Raw genomic sequence first — 19960 nt, 5'->3', positions numbered from 1 at the left:
GATAGAGTTACGGCGGTCATAGCGGAGGGGAAACGCCCGGCAACATTCCGAACCCGGAAGCTAAGCCCTCCAGCGCCGATGGTACTGCACCCGGGAGGGTGTGGGAGAGTAGGACACCGCCGGACAATCATTCCAGTCGAGGGCCGCCCCCACCAGGGCCGGCCCTCGACTGCGTTTCCCCTCCGGCAGCAGACCCCTTTGGCAGTACCCGTGCACCACCAGGAAGGATGTACCCCGTGAGTTCAGGACCGCAGGACGGAGACCGTCCGCGTCGCGACCCCCGCGACCGCGACGGAGGGCGGGGCGGTTCGCCGCGCCGCGACGACCGGCCGTCGTACGGCGGGGACCGGGACGGGCGGAGTTCACGCGGTACCGGCTCCCGCGAGGGCGACTTCCGTGGTGGTGACCGTCGGGACGGCGGCCGTCGTGAGGGCGGCCGTCGTGAGGGCGGCTACCGAGGCGGCGACCAGAACTCCCGGGACGGCGGCCGTCGCGAGGGCGGCTTCCGTGGTGACGACCGTCGCGAAGGCGGTTACCGCGGTGGCGAACGCCGCGAGGGCGGCTTCCGGGGCGGACGGTCGGACGATCGTCGGGACGGCGGCTACCGGTCCTCGGGACCGCGCGAGGGCGGCTTCCGGAGCGGTGACCGCGACTCTCGTGGTGGTGACCGGCCGGGAGGTGGCTTCAGTGGTGGCGATCGGGGCACCGGTGGCTTCCGGGGCGGTGACCGCGACTCCCGTGGTGGCGATCGTCGTGAGGGCGGCTTCCGTGGTGGCGATCGTGGTGAGGGCGGCTTCCGTGGTGGCGATCGTGGTGAGGGCGGCTTCCGTGGTGGTGACCGTCGTGAGGGCGGCTTCCGTGGTGGTGACCGTCGTGAGGGCGGCTTCCGTGGTGGTGACCGTCGTGAGGGCGGCTTCGGCGGAGGGGATCGGGGCACCGGTGGTTTCCGCGGTGGTGACCGCGACTCCCGCGGTGGCGACCGTCCGGGCGGTGGCTTCGGCGGTGGTGATCGTCGCGAGGGTGGCTTCCGGGACCGGGACACGCGCGGCGAGCGGCGCGAGGGCGGTTTCCGAGGCGACCGGGACGCGCGGGCCGGCGAGCGGCGCGACGGCGGGTTCCGGGCCGGCGGCCGCGCGGGTGGCTTCGGAGATCGCGACGCCCGTGGCGGCGACCGGGCCCCCGGTGGATACCAGGGTGGCGGCCGTCGGGAGGGTGGCTTCCGCGATGACGATCGGCGCGCCGGCGGCTTCCGGGACGGTGACCGGCGTGAGGGCGGCGGCTTCCGTGGTCCGCGCCGCGAGGGCGGCGGCTTCCGTGACGGTGAGCGCCGCGACGCTGAGCGCCGGGATGGCGGCTTCCGCGGCGGTGACCGTCGGGAAGGCGGTGGCCGGTGGTCCGGTAACCGTGACGAAGGAGCCGGCGACCGCGAGGCCCGAGGTTACCGGCCGTCTGGTCCCCGGGAGGGCTTCCGGGGTGGACCGGACCGGGACAACCGTGACAACCGGGGCGGCGGTGGCTTCCGCCACCGCGAGTACGACCGTGACGGGCGCGACCGGGCGGATCGGGCCGACCGGGGCGACCGGGGCGATCGTCCTCGGTACGCCGACCGGGGTGCCGGCGACCGCTACGACCGCCCGCGTACGGACGATCGGCGGTCCCCCGGTGGACCGGACCGGCGAGCCGAGGGTGACCGCCGGGACCGGTACGCCGACCGGGGCGGCCGGGACGCGGCGGCGGAGGGCCCGAACGCCTCACCGGTCGCTCCCGCACTTCCCGACGACGCGGTCGCCACGGATCTGGACAGTTCCGTCCGGGCTGAATTGCTCTCGCTCGCCAAGCCGGTCGCGGAATCCGTCGCGCGGCACCTGGTGGTCACCGGGCGGCTGATCGATTCCGAGCCGGAGGAGGCGCTCGCGCACGCCATGGCGGCACGCCGGCTCGCGTCCCGGATCGCCGTGGTGCGGGAGGCGGTCGGCCTCGCCGCGTACCACGCCGGGGAGTGGCAGACGGCGATCGCCGAGCTGCGTACGTATCACCGGATGAGCGGGCGGCAGACGCACCTCGCGGTGATCGCGGACAGCGAGCGGGCGCTGGGCCGTCCGGAGCGGGCCGTCGACCTCTACCGGGGCGCGGACCGCAACGCGTTGGACCCGGCGGGCGCGATCGAGCTGCTGATCGTGGCGGCCGGGGCCCGGGGCGACCTGGACCAGAAGGACGCGGCCGTGGCCATGCTCCAGGTGCGGGAGCTGACCGCCGAGGTGCCCGAGCCGTGGACCGCGCGGCTGCGCTACGCGTACGCGGACGCCCTGCTCGCCGCCGGCCGGCGGGAGGAGGCCCGGGAGTGGTTCGCCCGGGCGGCGGACGTGGACGAGGACACCGTCACCGACGCGGCGGAGCGGCTGCTCGAACTCGACGGTGTCGTGATCGAGAACGACGAGGACGACGAGGACCTGGTGGAGGACGTCGACCAGTCCGAGCATGCGCCGAGCGACGAGTCGGCCGACACCGCGGCCACCCGCACCGAGGACGCCACCCGCACCGAGGACGCCGCCGGGTTCGACGACGCCGCCGGAACGGACGCCGCCGCGTTGGAAGACGCCGAGATCGACGACGCCGAGATCGACGACGCCGCCGGAACTGACGCCGCCGCGTTCGAGGACGAGGAGTTCGAGGACGAGGCGAAGCCCGCGGACGAGCCGGTCGACGGTCCGGCGGTGGGCGACGCGTCCGCCGGTTCCGAGCCGGCGGGCGGTGACGTCCCGGAGACCGGGGACCGGCCCGCCCTCGACGAGCCGGTCGACGGGGCGGCCCGGCCGGCCGGTCGCGGACCGGCGGGCGCGTGACCGCCACCGGGGCCGCTCCGGTCGACGGGTACGACCTGGTCATCTTCGACCTGGACGGCGTGATCTACCTGATCGACCGGCCGATCCCCGGTGCGGTCGAGGCCGTGGGCCGGCTGCGGGCCGGCGGCACGTCGCTGGCCTACGCGACCAACAACGCGTCCCGGCGGGCCACCGAGGTGGCCGACCTGCTGACCGGGATGGGGGTGCCCGCCGACGCCGACGAGGTGCTCACCTCGGCGGCCGCGGCGGCCGCCGTGCTCGCCGAGCGGCTGGCGCCGGGCACGCCGGTGCTGGTCGTCGGGGCCGAGGCGCTCCGGGCCGAGGTCCGGGCCGTCGGTCTGGTCCCGGTGGCCGAGGCGGACGAGAAACCGGCCGCGGTGGTGCAGGGCTACGGGCCACGGGTCGGCTGGGTGGACCTGGCCGAGGCGGCGGTCGCCGTCCGGGCCGGAGCGGCCTGGGTGGCCACCAACACCGACCGGACCCTGCCCAGCCCTCGTGGGCCACTGCCGGGCAACGGTTCCCTGGTGGCGGCGCTGCGTACGGCGCTGGACCGGGACCCGGACGTCGTCGTCGGCAAGCCGCAGCCGGGCCTGTTCAGCACGGCCGCGGCGCGGGTCGGCGCGGCCCGGCCGTTGGTGGTCGGCGACCGGCTCGACACGGACATCGAGGGCGCCCGCCGGGCGGGCATGGACAGCCTGCTCGTCCTCACCGGGGTGAGCACGGCGGCGGACCTGCTGGCCGCGTCGCCGGCCGTGCGGCCCAGCTACGTGGCCCGGGACCTCGGTGGCCTGTTCGACCCCGCGGCGGTGGTTCGGCTGCCGGACGTCGGCGGGACCGATCCGGCGCGCGACACCTCGGTCGACCCGGCCGGGGCGGACGGTTGGCGGCTCACCGGCGACGGTGACCGGCCGCGGCTCAGTGGCGCGGGTGCGACCCTGACGGCGCTGCGTACGCTGTGCGCGGCGGCCTGGTCGGGCCGGTCCGTCCAGGGCGTGCGCCCGGACGGTGACGCGGCCCGGACGGCGTTGCGCGAACTCGGCCTGCCGACGGACTGACCGCGACGGCCCGTGCTCCCGGCGGGCCTCAGAGCAGCTTGCGCAGCTTGAGCAGGTCGAACGGGTTCGCCTTGATCGACACCCGGCCGGCGGCGAGGGCCTTCGGCACGTCGAGCTTCCCGTGCACCAGCGCGACCAGGTCGTCGCTGGTGGTGGTCAACACGACCTTGGCCTGGGGATCGTCACCGTCGCCGAGATCGATCAGGCGACCGTCGGTGAGTCGCCCGTGGAACGCGGTGTCCAGGTCGCTGACCCGGCAGGCGAGCGTCCGGTCCAGGTCGACCCGGTCGCGTACCTGGTCGGCGTGGGAGTCCAGCCGTGCCGCCAGGTCGTGCAACGCCTGCCGGCAGTCGTCCACGCTCGCCAATGCTCGCCCCCTCGCGGTGCGCCACGACCGTTCTCCGGCACCGTACCGCACGCCGAGGGTGTCCGGCGCCCGGTAGCGTGACACCCGGACAGTCGGCATCGCGCGAAAGGACCCGACGGTTATGCAGGACGCGTGGCGGGCCTACCTGGAGCTGGCTCTCGGGCTGACCGAGACGTCGCGGAAACGGGCACAGGACGCCGTCCGGAAGCTGGTCGGCTCCGGCGGTGCCACGGCAGCCCAGCTGCAGGGCATGGCCGAGGAGCTGATCTCGACCGGGATGGCCAACCGGGACGCGCTGACCAAGCTGGTGCGGTTCGAGGTCGACCGGGCGCTCGGCGCGGTGGGCCTGGCCACCGCGGACGAGGTGACCGAACTGACCGGCCGGGTCCGGCAACTGGAACGCGAGCTACGGGAGGCGCGGGGGACCGGCCCGGGCGCCGCGGCCGAGCCCCCGGTTCCCGGCACCACCGCGGGCAAGCTCGCGAAGAAGGCGGTGGCCAAGAAGGCCGTCGCGAAGCGCACCACCTCGACCCCGGCCATCTCGGCGCCGACCGACCACGCTCCGGCGCAGAAGGCCCCGGTCAAGAAGGCCACCGGCAAGGCCGTGGAGGTGGCGCCCGGCGAGAAGAGGCTCGCCCCGAAGAAGCTGCCGCCGGCCGCGAAGAAGACCGCCGCGAAGAAGGCGGCCGGCCGGCCGGCGCCGGACGCCGGGCCGGGTGCCGCGTGACCGGGCCGTTGCCCGGCCCGTCACCGCGACCGGGCCTCGCGGGCGTACCGGGGGCGTTCCGACCCGGCCCGCTGGGCGCCGCGGTGCCCCGACCGCCCGAGCACCGCCCGACGCCGGCCGACCAGCACCCGACGCCACCCGGGCACCGCCCGACGCCGGCCGGCGGGCCAGCTGCGGAACCGGCCGGCGCCGACGCCGACCCGGGATCCGGCCACCCGGCGGTGGACGCCGCGTTGCGGTCGATCGTCAACGCCGCCGGGCTCTCCCCGGCCGACCAGATCGCGCAGTACGAGGCCGCCCACCGGACGCTGCAGGAAACCCTCGCCACCATCGATCAGGGCTGAGCCCGCACACCCCTCGAAAGAGAATCCGCAGCATGGCACGTCGTACCCGGCTCGACGCCGAGCTCGTCCGCCGCGGCCTGGCCCGGTCCCGTGAGCAGGCGGCCGCGTTGGTGGCGGCCGGCCGGGTCCAGGTCCGCGGCGTGTCCGCGCACAAGGCCGCGGCCATGGTGGATCCGGCCGACGCGGTCCGGGTCCTCGGCGAGGACCCCACCCGGGAGTACGTCTCCCGGGGCGGCCACAAGCTGGCCGGCGCGCTGGCCGCGTTCGGCCCGGACGGGCTGCTGGTCGACGGTCGTCGTTGTCTGGACGCGGGCGCCTCGACCGGCGGGTTCACCGACGTGTTGTTGCGCGCCGGTGCAGCCGAGGTGGTCGCGGTGGACGTCGGCTACGGCCAGCTGGCCTGGTCGCTGCGCGGCGACGAGCGGGTACGCGTCTTCGAGCGCACCAACGTGCGGAGCCTGACCCCGGAGCTGATCGACGGTCCGGTCGGGCTGACCGTGGCGGACCTGTCGTTCATCTCGTTGCGCCTGGTGCTGCCCGCGCTGGCCGGTTGCACGTCCCCGGACGGCGACCTGGTGCTGATGGTGAAGCCGCAGTTCGAGGTGGGCCGGGACCGGGTCGGCGCGGGTGGCGTGGTGCGCGATCCGGCGTTGCGCGCCGAGGCGGTGCTGGCCGTCGCCGCCGCCGCGGCCACGCTCGGACTCGGGTTGGCCGGCGTGGCGGCGAGTCCGCTGCCGGGGCCGAGCGGCAACGTGGAATTCTTCGTATGGTTGCGCGGCGACGCGTCGGCGGCGGACGAGGCCCGGGTGCGGGCCGTCGTGGCGGCGGGTCCGACCGGTCCGCGGCCGGAGGTACCCACGGCGGAGGAGGAGGTCCGGTGAGTCGGACCGCACTGTTGGTGACCCACACCGGGCGCCGGCGCAGCACCGAGCACGCGCGTACGGTCGCGACCGACCTGATGAAGGCCGGTTTCGAGGTACGGGTGGTCGCGCAGGAGGCCGAGGACCTGGACCTGCCCGGCGTGGTGCCGGTCAGCGGGTTGACCGCGGCCGAGGGCGCCGAGATCGTCATCGCGTTGGGCGGTGACGGCACCTTCCTGCGCGCCGCCGACCTGGCCCGGCCGGCCAAGGCGCCGCTGCTCGGCATCAACCTCGGCAAGGTCGGCTTCCTGGCCGAGGCCGAGATCGACGACCTGGACCTGGCGGTCCGGGAGGTGGTGTCGCGCGAATACACCGTGGACGAACGGTTGACCCTCGACGTGCGGGCCGACTTCGACGGTGGGCCGCCGATCCAGTCCTGGGCGCTCAACGAGGTCTCGGTGGAGAAGGGCGAGCGGGCCCAGATGCTGGAGCTGCTGGTCGACGTCGACGGGCGGCCGCTGTCCCGGTACGGCTGCGACGGCGTGGTCTGCGCCACCCCGACCGGTTCGACGGCGTACGCCTTCTCGGCCGGCGGGCCGGTGGTCTGGCCGGAGGTGGAGGCGTTGCTGCTGGTGCCGATCAGCGCGCACGCCCTGTTCAGCCGGCCGCTGGTCACGGCGCCCACGTCCACCTTCGCCATCACCGTGGACCCGTTCACCACCCTAGCGGTGCTCTGCTGCGACGGCCGCCGGGTCTACGACCTGCCGCCCGGGGCGCGGGTGTCGGTGCAGCGTGGCTCGCTGCCGGTGCGGGTCGTACGGCTGAGTTCGCGGCCGTTCACCGACCGGCTGGTGGCCAAGTTCGCCCTGCCGGTGCACGGCTGGCGGGGCAGCCGGTCCTGAGCCCGTCGGGCCGGTTCGGGCCTGCCGGGTGGTGGATTGTCGCTCCTCGCTACTACTGTCGGTTGCTGTGTTGGAGGAGCTTCGCATCACCGGCCTGGGCGTCATCGAGGACACCACCCTGCCGCTGACCCGCGGCATGAACGTCATCACCGGCGAGACCGGTGCGGGCAAGACGATGGTGGTCACCGGGCTCGGCCTGCTCTTCGGTGGCCGGGCCGACGCCGGGAGGGTCCGGGCCGACCCGGGGCGGGCCGTGGTGGAGGGTCGGTTGCGGCTGGCCGAGCCGACCGCGACCACGGTGCACACCCGCATCGCCGACGCCGGCGGTGCGCCGGACGACGACGGCGCCGTCCTGCTGAGCCGAACGGTGACCGTCGAGGGCCGGTCCCGGGCGCACGTCGGCGGGCGCAGCATGCCGGTGGCCATGCTGGGTGAGATCGGCGAGCAGACGGTGGCCGTGCACGGCCAGTCCGACCAGTTGCGGCTGCTGCGTCCGGCCGAGCAGCGGGCGGCCCTGGACCGGTTCGCCGGACCGGAGCACGAGAAGCTGCTGGACGCGGTCCGGGAGTCGTTCACCCAGTGGCGGCGGGTCGCCGACGACCTGGCCGACCGGCGGCGCAACGCCCGGGAGCGCAGCCAGGAGGCCGACCTGCTGCGGCTCGGGCTCGACGAGATCACCCGGGTCGACCCGCAACCTGGCGAGGACGACGAGCTCAAGGCCGAGGCGCAGCGGTTGGAGCACGCCGAGGGGCTGCGCACCGCGGCGCAACTGGCGCACCAGTGCGTGGCCGGCGGCACCGAGCCGGCCGACGACGTACCGGACGTCACCAGCCTGCTCGGCACGGCCCGGCGCACCCTGGAGGGGCAGGCCGCGCTGGACGGCGTGCTCGGTGACCTGGCCGCCCGGCTGGAGGAGGCGGCCACCCTGGTCGGTGACGTGTCGGCGGAGCTGTCCGGCTACCTGGCCGCCCTGGACGCCGACCCGGCCCGCTTGCAGGCGGTGTACGAGCGGCGGGCCGCGTTGCGCGCGCTGACCCGCAAGTACGCCGACGACGTGGACGGCGTGGTCGCCTGGGCCGAGCGGGCCCGGACCCGGCTGTCCGAACTGGACAGCTCCGACGAGCTGCTCGACGAGCTGGACCGGGAACGGCAGCGGCTGGCCGGCGAGGTCGCCGAGTTGGCGGCCCGGTTGTCGGCCTCCCGCCGTGAGGCGGCCACCCGGTTCGCCGAGCAGGTCACCGTCGAACTCGCCGGCCTGGCCATGCCGCACGCCCGGGTCGAGGTGAGTGTGCTGCCCCGGCCCGCCGGCCGGACCGAGCCGGCGCTGACCGTCGACGGGGCCGAGGTCGGGGTGGGGCCGGACGGTGCGGACGAGGTGGAGTTGCGGCTGCTGGCCCACCCGGGCGCGCCGTCGCTGCCGTTGCAGCGGGGCGCGTCGGGCGGGGAGCTGTCCCGGGTGATGCTCGCCATCGAGGTGGTGTTCGCCGGTTCCGGTGGACCGCCGACGTTGGTCTTCGACGAGGTCGACGCGGGGGTCGGGGGACAGGCCGCGGTGGAGATCGGTCGGCGGTTGGCCCGGCTGGCGCGCAGCCACCAGGTCCTGGTGGTGACCCACCTGCCGCAGGTCGCCGCCTTCGCCGACCGGCATCTGGTGGTGGCCAAGGACACCGGTGGCGCGGTGACCACCAGTGGGGTCCGGGTGGTCGAGGACACCGAGCGGGCCCGGGAGTTGGCCCGGATGCTGGCCGGTTTGCCGGATTCCGATCTGGGTATCGCACACGCCGAGGAACTGCTGGCGGTGGCGGCCCGGGAGCGTCGCCCCTGAACGGATCTGTGACGGTCGCCACAACGAGGTCCGGTTCCTGGGCGTCTGCCCGGGGGTACGGATCCGATCGGGGCATGTCGCGACATGAAAACGTGCCTCACGTGCCAGGATGGTCTGGATGCGTCTACCCACCTTGCGCCGGACCCGGAGCGTCGAACCCGGCTCCGTTGTCGGCACCGCGCGCCTCGACCGCCGGACCAAGCGTCTGGCGGGTCGTCTGCGGCCGGGTGACATCGCCGTCATCGACCACGTGGACCTGGACCGGGTGGCCGCCGACTCGCTGGTGGCCGTCGGTGTCGCCGCGGTGCTCAACGCCAAACCGTCGGTTTCCGGCCGGTATCCCAACCTCGGCCCGCAGGTGCTGGTCGAGGCCGGCATCCCGCTGCTGGACGATCTCGGCGAGAGCGCCTTCCAGCAGATCCGGGAGGGCGACACCGTCCGGGTCGACGGCAACACCGTCCTGATCGGTGACGAGCCGGTCGCGCACGGCACCCGGCAGGACGCCGAGACGGTCGCCAAGGCGATGGCCGACGCCCGGGAAGGGCTGTCGGTGCAGCTGGAGGCGTTCGCCGCCAACACGATGGACTACCTCAAGCAGGAGCGGGAGCTGCTGCTCGACGGTGTCGGGGTGCCCGCGATCGAGACCCAGATCCGGGGTCGGCACTGTCTGATCGTGGTGCGTGGTTACGACTACAAGGCCGACCTCGACGTGCTGCGGCCGTACATCCGGGAGTTCAAACCGGTGCTGATCGGGGTCGACGGCGGGGCGGACGCGCTGGTCGAGGCCGGATACACGCCGGACATGATCATCGGGGACATGGACTCGGTCACCGACGACGTGCTGCGCTGCGGCGCCGAGGTGATCGTGCACGCCTATCCGGACGGCCGGGCGCCGGGTCTGGACCGGGTGCATCAGCTCGGCGTGGCCGCGGAGACCTTCCCGGCCGCGGCCACGAGTGAGGATCTGGCCATGCTGCTGGCCGACGAGAAGGGCGCGTCCCTGATCGTGGCCGTCGGCACGCACGCGACGCTTGTCGAGTTCCTGGACAAGGGGCGGGGCGGGATGGCGTCCACCTTCCTGACCCGGCTCAAGGTGGGCGGCAAGCTGGTCGACGCCAAGGGGGTGAGTCGGCTCTACCGGCAGAGCATCTCCGGGTCGGCCCTGTTGTTGCTGGTTCTGTCGGCGGTGGCCGCGATGGCGTCCGCGGTGGCCGTCTCCACCGTCGGCAAGGCCTACCTGGGTGTGGTGTCGGAGTGGTGGAACAATCTGGTGTTCCAGCTCGGACAGCTGTTCTAGGCCCCGACTGATCAAGAGGCTCTGGTGTGATCAATTTCCGCTACCACGTGGTTTCCCTGACCGCGGTGTTCCTCGCGCTGGCGATCGGTCTGGTGGTGGGCACCGCCGCCCTCAACGGGCCGGTCGCCGACTCGCTGAAGGAGCAGGTCACGGGGCTGCGCAAGAGCAACGACCAGTGGCGCGACAACGTCGCCAGCCTGGAGAAGGAACTCAAGGCGGAGGAGGACTTCGCCGCCGAGATCGCGCAGACGGTGCTGCCGACCAAGCTGGCCGGCCGGCGGGTCCTGGTGGTGTCGCTGCCGACGGCCGAGCGCAACCAGTCCGACGGCGTGGTGCAGATGTTGAAGCTGGCCGGCGCCACGGTCACCGGCCGGGTAGCCGTGCAGGACAAGTTCTTCGAGCCGGACAACAACTCCGATCTGCTCGAGGTGGCCGACCGGGCGGCCCAGCCGAGCATCCCGGCGGCCGGCCTGCCCGGCAACAGCGACGGCGTGGAGACCTCCAGCGCGCTGCTGTCCAGCGCCCTGGTCGACCGCGCGGCGCCGACCGCGCCGGTCACCGAGGCGGACCGAAAGGCGCTGCTGTCGGCGTACAGCAACGCCGGCTATCTGGCGGTGGATGACAAGATCACCGGACCGGCCGAGGCGGTGGTGATAATCAGCGGACAGGCGTACGTCGACAAGAACGCGCAGCGCAAGGACGACTCGGTGCTGCGCCTCGCCGTCCAGCTGGACAAGAACGCGGCCCTGGTGATCGCCGGCAACGGCGCCGGCAGCGGCAACGTGGTCGCCGGGGTACGCGGCGACCCGACGCTGTCACAGACCATCTCCACGGTCGACAACTCCACCACCACCGTGGGGCAGCTGGTCGCGGCGATGGCCACCATCCAGCAGGTGACCACCAAGAAGGCCGGCCAGTACGGCATGGGCGCCGGCGTCAGCGGCCTGACCCCGAAGTTGACCGCGCAGTGAGCGGGCGGGCATCGACCGGTCGCCTGCTGGCGGCCGGTGTCGCCGCGTTGACCGCGCGGGCCGTGCTGCGGGCGGTCACCTCGTCGCCGGTCGCCGCGCCGCTGGAGCGCACCAACTTCCGCGGCCGGACGGTCACCCTGGCCGCCGGGCCGGCCCTCGCGGCCGGTGCCGCCACCGCCGGCGCGCTCGCCGCGCCCAGCGCCCCGGCCGCGGCCGCCGCGCTGGTCGCCGGGCTCGGTTCCGGCGCCGTGGGTCTGTACGACGACGTCGTCGGCGCCCGCCCCGAGCAGAAAGCGGACAAGGGCTTCGCCGGCCACCTGCGCGCGCTGCGCGACGGGCGGGTGACCAGCGGACTGGTCAAGATCGCCGGCGTCGGGGCGGCCGGCCTCGCGGCGGCCGCCCTGCTCGCCGCCGACCCGACGGTCCGCGCCCGTCCGGGCGGGCGCCGCGCCGGGTGGGTCGGCCGCGGCGCCGACGTGCTGCTCGGCGCCGGGGTGATCGCCGGTACGGCGAACCTGGTCAACCTGCTCGACCTGCGCCCGGGGCGGGCCCTCAAGGCCGGTGTGCTGCTCGGCGCGCCGCTGCTGCCGGGACCGGCCGGTGGGTTGGCCGCCGCGCCGGTCGGCGCCGCCGCGGCACTGCTGCCGGCCGACCTGGACGAGCGGGTGATGCTCGGCGACAGCGGCGCCAACGCGCTCGGGGCGCTGCTCGGCGTGGCGCTGGCCGCCCGTACCGGGCCGGTGGGTCGGGCCGGGATCCTGGCGGTGGTCGGTGCGCTCACCGCCGCCAGTGAGAAGGTCAGCTTCACACAGGTGATCCAGAACACCCGTGGCCTGCGGGAACTGGACGATCTCGGGCGGCGGCCCGCCTGACGTGACAGCACCGGCACCCCTCGCCGGCACCGGGCGGATCGCCGGGGCGGCCGCGCTCATCGCCGTCCTGACGGTGGCGAGCCGGCTGGCCGGCTTCGGCCGGACGGCCGTCTTCACCACGGTGTTCGGGCAGAAGAGCGACATCGGCGGCATGTACGTGGTCGCCAACACGGTGCCGAACATCATCTTCGAGATCGTCGCGGGCGGGGCACTGGCCAGCCTGGTCGTGCCGCTGCTGGCCCGCGCCGTCGAGGACGACGACCGGGCCGCCGTGTCGGTCACCGTCGGCGCCCTGCTGACCTGGACGGTGACCCTGCTGGTCCCGCTCGCGGTCGCGCTCGCGCTCCTCGCCGAGCCGATCGTGGCACTGCTCGCGCACGGCAAGCCCGCGCTCGACATCGACGCCGGCGCGCGGATGTTACGGGTCTTCGCACCACAGTTGCCGCTGTACGGCATCGGGATCGTGCTCACGGGTGTGTTGCAGGCCCACCGGCGGTTCGCCTGGCCGGTGATCGCCCCGCTGCTGTCCAGCGTGACGGTCATCGGCGTCTACCTGACCTTCGCCGCCGTCGAGGGCACCGGAGTCACTCTTGCCCAGGCGGGCCGCGGTGGCGAGTTGATCCTGTCGGTCGGCACCACCCTCGGGGTGGTGGTGCTGTCGTCGTCGTTGTTGATCCCGTTGCGCCGGCTCCGGTTGCGGCCCCGCTACGGCTACACCTTCGACCCGGAGGCGCGGCGCCGGGTGCGCGGGCTGGCCACCACCGGGGCGGTCACCGTCGCGACCCAGAACCTGGCACTGTTGGTGATGATCGCGCTGGTGGCTCGCGGACCGAAGGGCGCGCCGGTGGTGTTCAACCTGGCCCAGACCATGTTCCTGCTGCCCTGGGCGGTGCTCGCGGTGCCGCTCGCGGTCGCGGCGTACCCGACCATGTCGGCGGCGCACGCCGGTGGCGACGAGGAGACCTACCGGCGGACGCTGGCGCCGACCGCCCGATCGGTGCTGGTGTTCAGCTGTCTCGGCGCGGCGGCGCTGATCGGCACCGCCGAGCCGGTGGCGCGGTTCTTCTGGGCCGACGCCGACCGGACCTCGATCGTCGCGATCGCCGCGTTCGGACCTGGTCTGCTCGGTTATGCGCTGTTCGCGGTGCTCAGCCGGGCCCTGTACGCCCGTGGCGGGACCCGGTCGGCGATGGCCGCCACCGCCGGTGGATGGTTGGTCGTGCCGGTCGCGGTCGTCGTGGTGTCGGCCGTCCTGCCCATCGGCTACCGGGTCGCCGCGGTCGGTCTGGGCAACTCGATCGGGATGCTGGTCCTCGGGGCGCTGCTGGTGGCGGCGGTGATCCGTACCGCCGGCCGGCCGGCACTCGACGGGCTGGCGCGGGCCGGCGCCGTTGGCGCGTTCGCCGGTGCGATGGCGGCTCTCGCCGGCGCGGCCCTGTCGCACTGGCTGGTCGGGTTCGGCACCGGCACCCCGACGAAAGGCGGGGCGCTGGTGCAGGGCATGCTGTCCGCAGTTGTCGTGGCCGCGGTGTTCCTCGCGGTGGCCTACCCCCTGGACCGGCACGACGTACGGCCGCTGGTGCTGACCGTCCGGCGCAGACTGGCCGGCCTGACCCGGCGGGTCCGTCCCGGCCGGGCCCGGGCCGGCACCGGCGGAACAGGGCGACGAAGGTCCCGGACGGGACGGTGACGGTCCCGGACGGGACCACGGGAAGGAGACCCTGTCGCGGTGAGCGCGAGCAGCGAACCGGCAACCGGCTGGACCGGAGCGGTGGTCCTGGTCCTCGCCTCCAGCACGGGCGGCGTCGGTCAGCACGTCACCTCGCTCGCCCGGGGGCTGGTGGCCGGCGGTGCCTCGGTGACCGTCTGCGGCCCGGCCGCCACCCAGGAGCAGTTCGACTTCACCGCGGTCGGTGCCGGGTTCGTGCCGGTCGAGATCCCGGCCAGCCCCACCGTGGCGGACGCCGCCGCGGTCACCGCGCTGCGCCGGGTGCTCGCCGGGCCGGTCGACCTGGTGCACGCCCACGGGTTACGGGCCGGTCTGGTGGCCGCGCTCGCCCGGCGTACCCAGCCGCTGGTTGTCACCTGGCACAACGCGGTACTGGCGACCGGGCTGCGCGGACGGTTGTCCCGGCTGGCCGAGCGGGTGGTCGCCCGCCGTACCACGGTCGCGCTGGGGGCCTCGGCGGACCTGGTCGAGCGGGCCGCCGCGGCGGGTGCGCGGGACGCCCGACCCGGCCCGGTCGCGGCGCCGACCCTGCCGGCGTCCCGGCGCGGCCGGGCGGCCGTCCGGGCCGAGTTCGGCGTCGGACCCCGGCAGCCGTTGATCCTCTCGGTCGGCCGCCTGCACCCGCAGAAGCGGTACGACATCCTCATCGACGCCGCCGCCCGGTGGCGGGACCTGGAGCCCCGCCCGGTCGTGGTGATCGCCGGCAGCGGGCCCAGCTACCTGCAACTGGCCGCCCGGATCTCCGCGGCCCGGGCCCCGGTGACCCTGCTCGGGCACCGCACCGACGTGGCCGACCTGCTCGCCGGGGCGGACCTGGCCGTGGTGACCAGCGACTGGGAGGCCCGGCAACTGTTCGCCCAGGAGGCGCTGCGGGCCGGCGTACCGCTGGTGGCGACCGCGGTCGGCGGGCTGCCCGACCTGGTCGGGGACGCGGCCGTGCCGGTACCGCCCGGCGACGTGGACGCGGTCGACCGGGCGGTCCGGGACCTGCTCGCCGATCCGACCGCCCTGGCCGGCCTGGCCCGCCGGGGCGTGGAACGGGCGGCGACCTGGCCGACCGAGGCGGACACCGTGGCGGCGGTCGCCGCGGTCTACGCCGAACTGGCGCCACCCCGGCCCACCGGCCGGGAGACCGGCTCACCGGTGGGGCGGGGCTGATGCTGCGCCGGTTCGTGCCGATCCTGCTCACCGCCGTGGTCGTGGTGACCGGGGTGGCCGCGCTGGTCGTCCGGCCCGCCCCGGGCACCCCGGACGGCAAGGTCGACTACGTCGTGCTGGCCGGCGTGCCCGGTCTGCGGTGGGACGACATCTCGCCCACCGGCACCCCGAACCTGTGGCGGATGGCCGAGCAGGGCTCGATCGGTTCGCTGTCGGTCCGGTCCGCCCGCCAGCCGACCTGCCCGGTCGACGGCTGGCTGACCCTGGGCGCCGGGAACTACGCGCGCCGGGGCACCTCCCCGGTCACCGGGGCCTGCCCCGCGCCGAAGGTCCCCGTCGAGCAGCCGGACGGCATCGGCGCGAACCTGCCCGACCAGCGCAATGTGGTCCTCGACAACAGCGACAAGATGCCCTGGGGCGCGATGCCCGGCGCGTTGGCCGAATCGGTCCGCTGCACCGTGGCGGTCGGCACCGGCGCGGCGGTGGCCGCGGCCCGCCCGTTCGGCCGGGTGGACCGGTACGAGCCGACCCTGCCGGCGGACCCGCGGGACCTGCTCGCCTCCTGCGTGCTGAGCATCGTCGACCTCGGCACGGTCGCGGGCGACGATCCGGTCGGCCGGGCCGCCGCCGCCCGGCGGGCCGACGCCGCACTGGCCCGGGTGCTCGCGGCCCGACCGGACCGGTCACTGGTCATGGTGGCCGGCCTCGCCGACACCGACCAGACCTCGCGGCTGCACGTCGCGGTGGCCGACGGACCCGGTTGGGAGCGCGGCTGGCTGACCTCGGCCAGCACCGGTCGCGACGGCTACGTCCAGCTCATCGACCTGGCACCGACCGCGCTCGCGGCGCTCGGCCGGCCGGCCCCGCAGCGGTTGTTCGCCGGCAAGGCGGCGATCGCCGTGCACGGGCGGCCGGCGGATCTGCCCGCCGCCATCGCCGGACCCGCCGACGCGGACCGGGAGGCGGGGGCGCAACGGCGGGTCGCCCGCTTCTTCTTCGGCCTGCTGGCGGCCCTGCAACTGCTGCTCGCGGTGGCGGTGGTGCCGCTGCTGCGGCGGGCCCGGCCGCCCGCCGGCCCGACCGGTCGGCAGGTGCCCCGCCGGGTGGTGGCGACGGTGGAGGTGCTGCTTATCGCGGCCGCCCTGGCGATACCGTCCGCCCTGGTCGCCGACGCGGTGCCGTGGTGGCGCGGCGGCCACGCCGGGCTCTACTTCGCCGCCGTCGCGGCCGTGGTGCTCGGCCTGGCCACCGCCGCGGTACGGCTGTCCCGCCGGTACGCCACCACGCTCGGCCCGATGGCGATGGCTTCCGGTCTGGCGGCGCTCATCGTCGGCGCCGATGTGCTGACCGGGGCCCGGCTGCAGCTCAACGGGGTGGCCGGCTACTCCGCCCTGGAGGGCGGCCGGTTCGCCGGGCTCGGCACGGTCGGGCTGGGCGTCTTCATCGCCGGGATCCTGCTGACCGCCGCGTGCCTGGCCCAGCTGGTCCGCCGGCAGTGGCGGCCGGCCGTGATCGTCGTGCTCGGTGGCATCGGCGTGGCGATGGTCGGCAGCCCGTACCTGGGCGCGGACCCGGTGGGGGCGGTCGCGCTCACCGCCGGGGTGAGCATCGCCGCCGCGCTGAGCACCGGCGGTTGGCTGACCCTCGGCCGGCTGGCCTGGGCGTCGCTGGCGGGGCTGACGGTGACCATCGGCTTCGCCGTCATCGACCTGCGCCGCCCGGCGCCGGAGCGGGGCAGCCTGGGCCGGTTCCTCAGCGCGGTGGGCGACGGCACGAGCGGCCTGACCGTGCACCGGTCCGGCGCGGCCAACCTGCAGGCCCTGACCGGCAGCTCGTTGACGGTGCTGGCGCTGGTCGGGGCCGTGCTGGTGTGGTTCGCCCTGCTCCAGCCCTGGGGTGGGCTGAAACGCCTGTTCGGCATCTATCCGGCGGTCCGGGCCGGGATGGCCGGTATCGTGGTCGCCTCGCTGATCGGTGGGCTGCTCGCCGGTTCGGCGTTGAACGTGGCCGGTGCCGCCGCGGCGCTGGCCGTACCGCTGGCGGCGCTGGCGGCGCTGCGGGTGCTGGACCATGCCGCCGACCGCACCCAGCCGGCGCCGCCGGCCCGCCCGGACGGCCCACCGGCCGAGCGGGCCGGCCGGACCGGCCCGGCCGACCGGGCCCCGGACGGTGCCGACCGGCATCCGGCCGCACCGGGTCCGCCCACGGACGGTCCGATCCCGGCGGCGGGGCCCCCGGTGGTGGACACCGACAGTGTCGAGGCGATGACGGACCGCTCGGCTGCCCAGGTGGCCGATGCGCGGGCCGGCGGAGGTGTTACCGTGGAATCCCGTGGATCGCGTGATCACTTCGCTTGATCGTCGCCGGTCTGCACGACCGCAACGGACGACCACGGGAGCAGGCCTTGGGCCCAACAGCACGGACGACCAGGCACATCTTCGTCACCGGGGGCGTCGCCTCCTCGCTGGGTAAGGGCCTGACCGCCTCCAGCCTGGGCAATCTGCTCACCTCCCGGGGACTTCGGGTGGTGATGCAGAAGCTGGACCCGTACCTCAACGTGGACCCCGGCACGATGAACCCGTTCCAGCACGGTGAGGTGTTCGTCACCGAGGACGGGGCCGAGACCGACCTGGACGTCGGCCACTACGAGCGGTTCCTCGACCGGAACCTGTCCGGCAAGGCGAACGTCACCACCGGACAGATCTACTCCGAGGTGATCGCCAAGGAGCGGCGCGGCGAGTACCTCGGCGACACGGTCCAGGTGATCCCGCACATCACCAACGAGATCAAGGCCCGGATCCTGGCCATGGCGGACGCCGACGAGGCCGGGCGTACGCCGGACGTGGTGATCACCGAGGTCGGCGGCACGGTGGGCGACATCGAGTCGCTGCCGTTTTTGGAGGCGATCCGCCAGGTCCGCCACGACCTCGGCCGGGACAACTGCTTCTACCTGCACGTGTCGCTGGTGCCCTACCTGGCGCCGTCGGGCGAGCTGAAGACCAAGCCGACCCAGCACTCGGTCGCCCAGCTGCGCAACATCGGTATCCAGCCGGACGCCATCGTCTGCCGGTCGGACCGGGAGATCCCGGACAAGCTCAAGCACAAGCTGTCGCTCTACTGCGACGTGGACCGGGAGGCCGTCATCGCCGCCCCGGACGCGCCGAGCATCTACGACATCCCGAAGGTGCTGCACCGGGAGGGGCTGGACGCGTACGTGGTCCGCCGGCTCGGACTGTCCTTCCGGGACGTGGACTGGACCAGCTGGGACGACCTGCTGGAACGGGTGCACCAGCCGCAGCACACCGTGCGGGTGGCCCTGGTGGGCAAGTACGTCGACCTGCCCGACGCGTACCTCTCGGTGAGCGAGGCGATCCGGGCGGCCGGGTTCGGCCACCGGGCCCGGGTCGAGCTGCGCTGGGTGCCCAGCGACGAGTGCACCACCCCGGCCGGGGCGGCGTCCGCGCTGGCCGGCGTGGACGGCGTCGTGATCCCGGGCGGCTTCGGGGTACGCGGCATCGAGGGCAAGGTCGGCGCGGCCCGGTACGCCCGGGAGAACGGCGTACCGATCCTCGGCCTGTGCCTCGGCCTGCAGTGCATGACCATCGAGGTGGCCCGCGACCTGGCCGGGCTGGACGGCGCCGACTCGCTGGAGTTCGACGAGGACGCCCGGCACCCGGTCATCGCCACCATGGCCGACCAGGAGGAGATCGTCGCCGGCAAGGGTGACCTGGGCGGCACGATGCGCCTGGGCGCGTACCCGGCCCGGCTGACCGAGGGGTCGATCGTCGCCGAGGCGTACGGGACCACCGAGGTCAGCGAGCGGCACCGGCACCGGTACGAGGTGAACAACGCCTACCGGGACGCGCTGGCCAAGGCCGGCCTGCGAATCAGCGGCACCTCCCCGGACGGCCGGCTGGTCGAATTCGTCGAGCTGGACCGGGAGCGGCACCCGTTCTTCGTGGCCACCCAGGCGCATCCCGAGCTGAAGAGCCGCCCCACCCGGCCGCACCCGCTGTTCGCCGCCTTCGTCGCCGCCGTGGTCACCTACTCCGAGTCCGACCAGCTGCCGGTGGGTCGCCGGTCGGCGGCCGAGCCGGACGACGCGGCGGAGGCCCTGCTGTCCGGTGCCGAGCGGCCGGGGGAGCGGGCCGGCCAGAACGGCGCGGTCCGGCCGTCATGAGCGAGCGCAGCGAGCGAATCGTTCGGTTCAGCGCGGTCGTGCCACATGGCGGCCCGGAGCGAAGCGGAGGGCCGGCATGAGCGAGCGCGGCGAGCGAAGTGGAGGACAGGCATGAGCGACCACGCCTTCGAGGTGCGTTCGCACCGGGAGAGGTTCAGCGGTCCGCTGTTCTCGGTCTTCACCGACGAGGTGACCATGCCGGGCGGCTCCGTCGCGGAGCGTGACTACGTCCGCCACGTCGGCGCGGTGGGCGTGGTGGCGCTGGACGACGCCGGGCAGGTGGTGCTGGTCCGGCAGTACCGGCACCCGCTCGGCCGCGCCATCTGGGAGCTTCCGGCCGGACTGATCGACAAGGCGGGGGAGGAGCTGCCGGACGCCGCCCGCCGGGAACTGGCCGAGGAGGTCGATCTGCTGGCCGGCCGGCTCGACCTGCTGGTGGACATGCACACCTCGCCCGGTTACTCCGACGAGCGGATCAGGATCTTCCTGGCCCGCGAGCTGTCCGACGTGCCGCCGGATCGGCGGCACGAGCGCAGCGGCGAGGAGGCCACGATGCAGGTCCACCGCTTCGACCTCGACGACGCGGTGGCGATGGTGCTCGCCGGTGAGATCACCAACGCGGCCTGCGTGGCCGGCCTGCTGGCCGCGGCCCGCGCCCGCGACACCAACTGGACCCCCCTCCGCCCCCCCACCGCCCCCCTCCCCTAACTCGAAAATCGACCGTGACTTGACGTGCGGTAGCGTCCCGCGTCGCGAAGCGGCGCGGGATGGGTGTTGTTGGGTGGTGCGTTAGGCGGCGAGGTCGAGGGTGACGCGGTAGCCGAGGGCTT

At 74.6% G+C, this 19960-nt stretch carries 16 protein-coding genes, 1 rRNA gene and 1 pseudogene; 16 read left to right on the top strand and 2 right to left on the bottom strand.

The features are described 5' to 3' along the window. Positions 1 to 8: 8 nt before the first annotated feature. Positions 9 to 125 (top strand): 5S ribosomal RNA (rrf, locus tag ACFOX0_RS32500). A 237-nt stretch (positions 126 to 362) separates the two neighbouring features. Here rrf and ACFOX0_RS32495 read toward each other — a convergent pair. After that, the gene (locus ACFOX0_RS32495) at positions 363 to 1526 is read right to left on the bottom strand and encodes a hypothetical protein (RefSeq protein ID WP_377553211.1); all 1164 of its coding nucleotides are present in this window, start codon (positions 1524 to 1526) and stop codon (positions 363 to 365) included. Between the two features lie 294 nt (positions 1527 to 1820). On the opposite strand from ACFOX0_RS32495, the gene ACFOX0_RS32490 reads away from it, so the two are divergent. Together ACFOX0_RS32490 and ACFOX0_RS32485 are read left to right on the top strand one after the other, a co-directional pair. Continuing rightward, positions 1821 to 2843, top strand: coding sequence for a Replicase polyprotein 1ab (locus ACFOX0_RS32490; protein ID WP_377553209.1), 1023 nt, complete (start codon positions 1821 to 1823; stop codon positions 2841 to 2843). Beyond that, the gene (locus ACFOX0_RS32485; protein ID WP_377553207.1) at positions 2840 to 3898 is read left to right on the top strand and encodes an HAD-IIA family hydrolase; all 1059 of its coding nucleotides are present in this window, start codon (positions 2840 to 2842) and stop codon (positions 3896 to 3898) included. The genes ACFOX0_RS32490 and ACFOX0_RS32485 overlap by 4 nt, the downstream gene beginning before the upstream one ends. 28 nt (positions 3899 to 3926) lie before the next feature. On the opposite strand, the gene ACFOX0_RS32480 is transcribed toward ACFOX0_RS32485, so the two are convergent. Beyond that, positions 3927 to 4265: an SCP2 sterol-binding domain-containing protein gene (locus ACFOX0_RS32480; protein WP_377553205.1), complete on the bottom strand. Its 339-nt coding sequence runs from the start codon at positions 4263 to 4265 to the stop codon at positions 3927 to 3929. A gap of 121 nt (positions 4266 to 4386) precedes the next feature. Here ACFOX0_RS32480 and ACFOX0_RS32475 point away from each other — a divergent pair, with 121 nt between their 5' ends. From ACFOX0_RS32475 to ACFOX0_RS32415, 13 genes and pseudogenes are all read left to right on the top strand, one after another. After that, positions 4387 to 4992 (top strand): phasin family protein, encoded by a 606-nt coding sequence (locus ACFOX0_RS32475; RefSeq protein ID WP_377553203.1) that lies wholly within the window; start codon positions 4387 to 4389, stop codon positions 4990 to 4992. Next, entirely contained in the window at positions 4989 to 5336 is a 348-nt protein-coding gene (locus tag ACFOX0_RS32470; RefSeq protein WP_377553201.1) for a hypothetical protein, read from the top strand. Before ACFOX0_RS32475 ends, ACFOX0_RS32470 begins: the two co-directional genes overlap by 4 nt. 32 nt (positions 5337 to 5368) lie before the next feature. Further along, complete coding sequence (locus ACFOX0_RS32465) at positions 5369 to 6217, top strand: TlyA family RNA methyltransferase (RefSeq protein ID WP_377553199.1); 849 nt, start codon at positions 5369 to 5371, stop codon at positions 6215 to 6217. Further along, positions 6214 to 7098, top strand: coding sequence for an NAD kinase (locus tag ACFOX0_RS32460; RefSeq protein WP_377553197.1), 885 nt, complete (start codon positions 6214 to 6216; stop codon positions 7096 to 7098). The genes ACFOX0_RS32465 and ACFOX0_RS32460 overlap by 4 nt, the downstream gene beginning before the upstream one ends. 67 nt (positions 7099 to 7165) lie before the next feature. After that, on the top strand, positions 7166 to 8923 hold the full coding sequence (gene recN / locus ACFOX0_RS32455; RefSeq protein WP_377553195.1) for a DNA repair protein RecN: 1758 nt from the start codon (positions 7166 to 7168) through the stop codon (positions 8921 to 8923). A gap of 118 nt (positions 8924 to 9041) precedes the next feature. Further along, positions 9042 to 10220 carry a putative cytokinetic ring protein SteA gene (gene steA, locus ACFOX0_RS32450; protein WP_377553193.1) on the top strand — a complete coding sequence of 393 codons (1179 nt, stop codon included), beginning with the start codon at positions 9042 to 9044 and terminating at the stop codon, positions 10218 to 10220. A gap of 26 nt (positions 10221 to 10246) precedes the next feature. Then, entirely contained in the window at positions 10247 to 11191 is a 945-nt protein-coding gene (locus ACFOX0_RS32445; protein ID WP_377553191.1) for a copper transporter, read from the top strand. Further along, positions 11188 to 12063, top strand: a complete 876-nt coding sequence (locus tag ACFOX0_RS32440; RefSeq protein WP_377553189.1) for a hypothetical protein — start codon at positions 11188 to 11190, stop codon at positions 12061 to 12063. The genes ACFOX0_RS32445 and ACFOX0_RS32440 overlap by 4 nt, the downstream gene beginning before the upstream one ends. A 1-nt stretch (position 12064) precedes the next feature. Next, positions 12065 to 13796 (top strand): annotated as a pseudogene (gene murJ, locus ACFOX0_RS32435) (murein biosynthesis integral membrane protein MurJ). Next, positions 13793 to 14950 carry a glycosyltransferase family 4 protein gene (locus tag ACFOX0_RS32430; RefSeq protein ID WP_377553187.1) on the top strand — a complete coding sequence of 386 codons (1158 nt, stop codon included), beginning with the start codon at positions 13793 to 13795 and terminating at the stop codon, positions 14948 to 14950. Before murJ ends, ACFOX0_RS32430 begins: the two are co-directional and overlap by 4 nt. Next, complete coding sequence (locus ACFOX0_RS32425) at positions 14950 to 17307, top strand: hypothetical protein (protein WP_377553186.1); 2358 nt, start codon at positions 14950 to 14952, stop codon at positions 17305 to 17307. The genes ACFOX0_RS32430 and ACFOX0_RS32425 overlap by 1 nt, the downstream gene beginning before the upstream one ends. A gap of 47 nt (positions 17308 to 17354) precedes the next feature. Further along, the gene (locus tag ACFOX0_RS32420; protein ID WP_377553184.1) at positions 17355 to 19130 is read left to right on the top strand and encodes a CTP synthase; all 1776 of its coding nucleotides are present in this window, start codon (positions 17355 to 17357) and stop codon (positions 19128 to 19130) included. A 111-nt stretch (positions 19131 to 19241) separates the two neighbouring features. Next, the gene (locus tag ACFOX0_RS32415) at positions 19242 to 19838 is read left to right on the top strand and encodes an NUDIX domain-containing protein (protein WP_377553182.1); all 597 of its coding nucleotides are present in this window, start codon (positions 19242 to 19244) and stop codon (positions 19836 to 19838) included. Positions 19839 to 19960 lie beyond the last annotated feature (122 nt).

The sequence above is a fragment of the Micromonospora zhanjiangensis genome, assembly GCF_042650605.1.
GTDB classification, from domain to species: Bacteria; Actinomycetota; Actinomycetes; order Mycobacteriales; family Micromonosporaceae; genus Micromonospora_J; species Micromonospora_J zhanjiangensis.
Note: the sequence above shows the minus strand (reverse complement) of the source record. Positions and strands in the feature narration are given on the sequence as shown.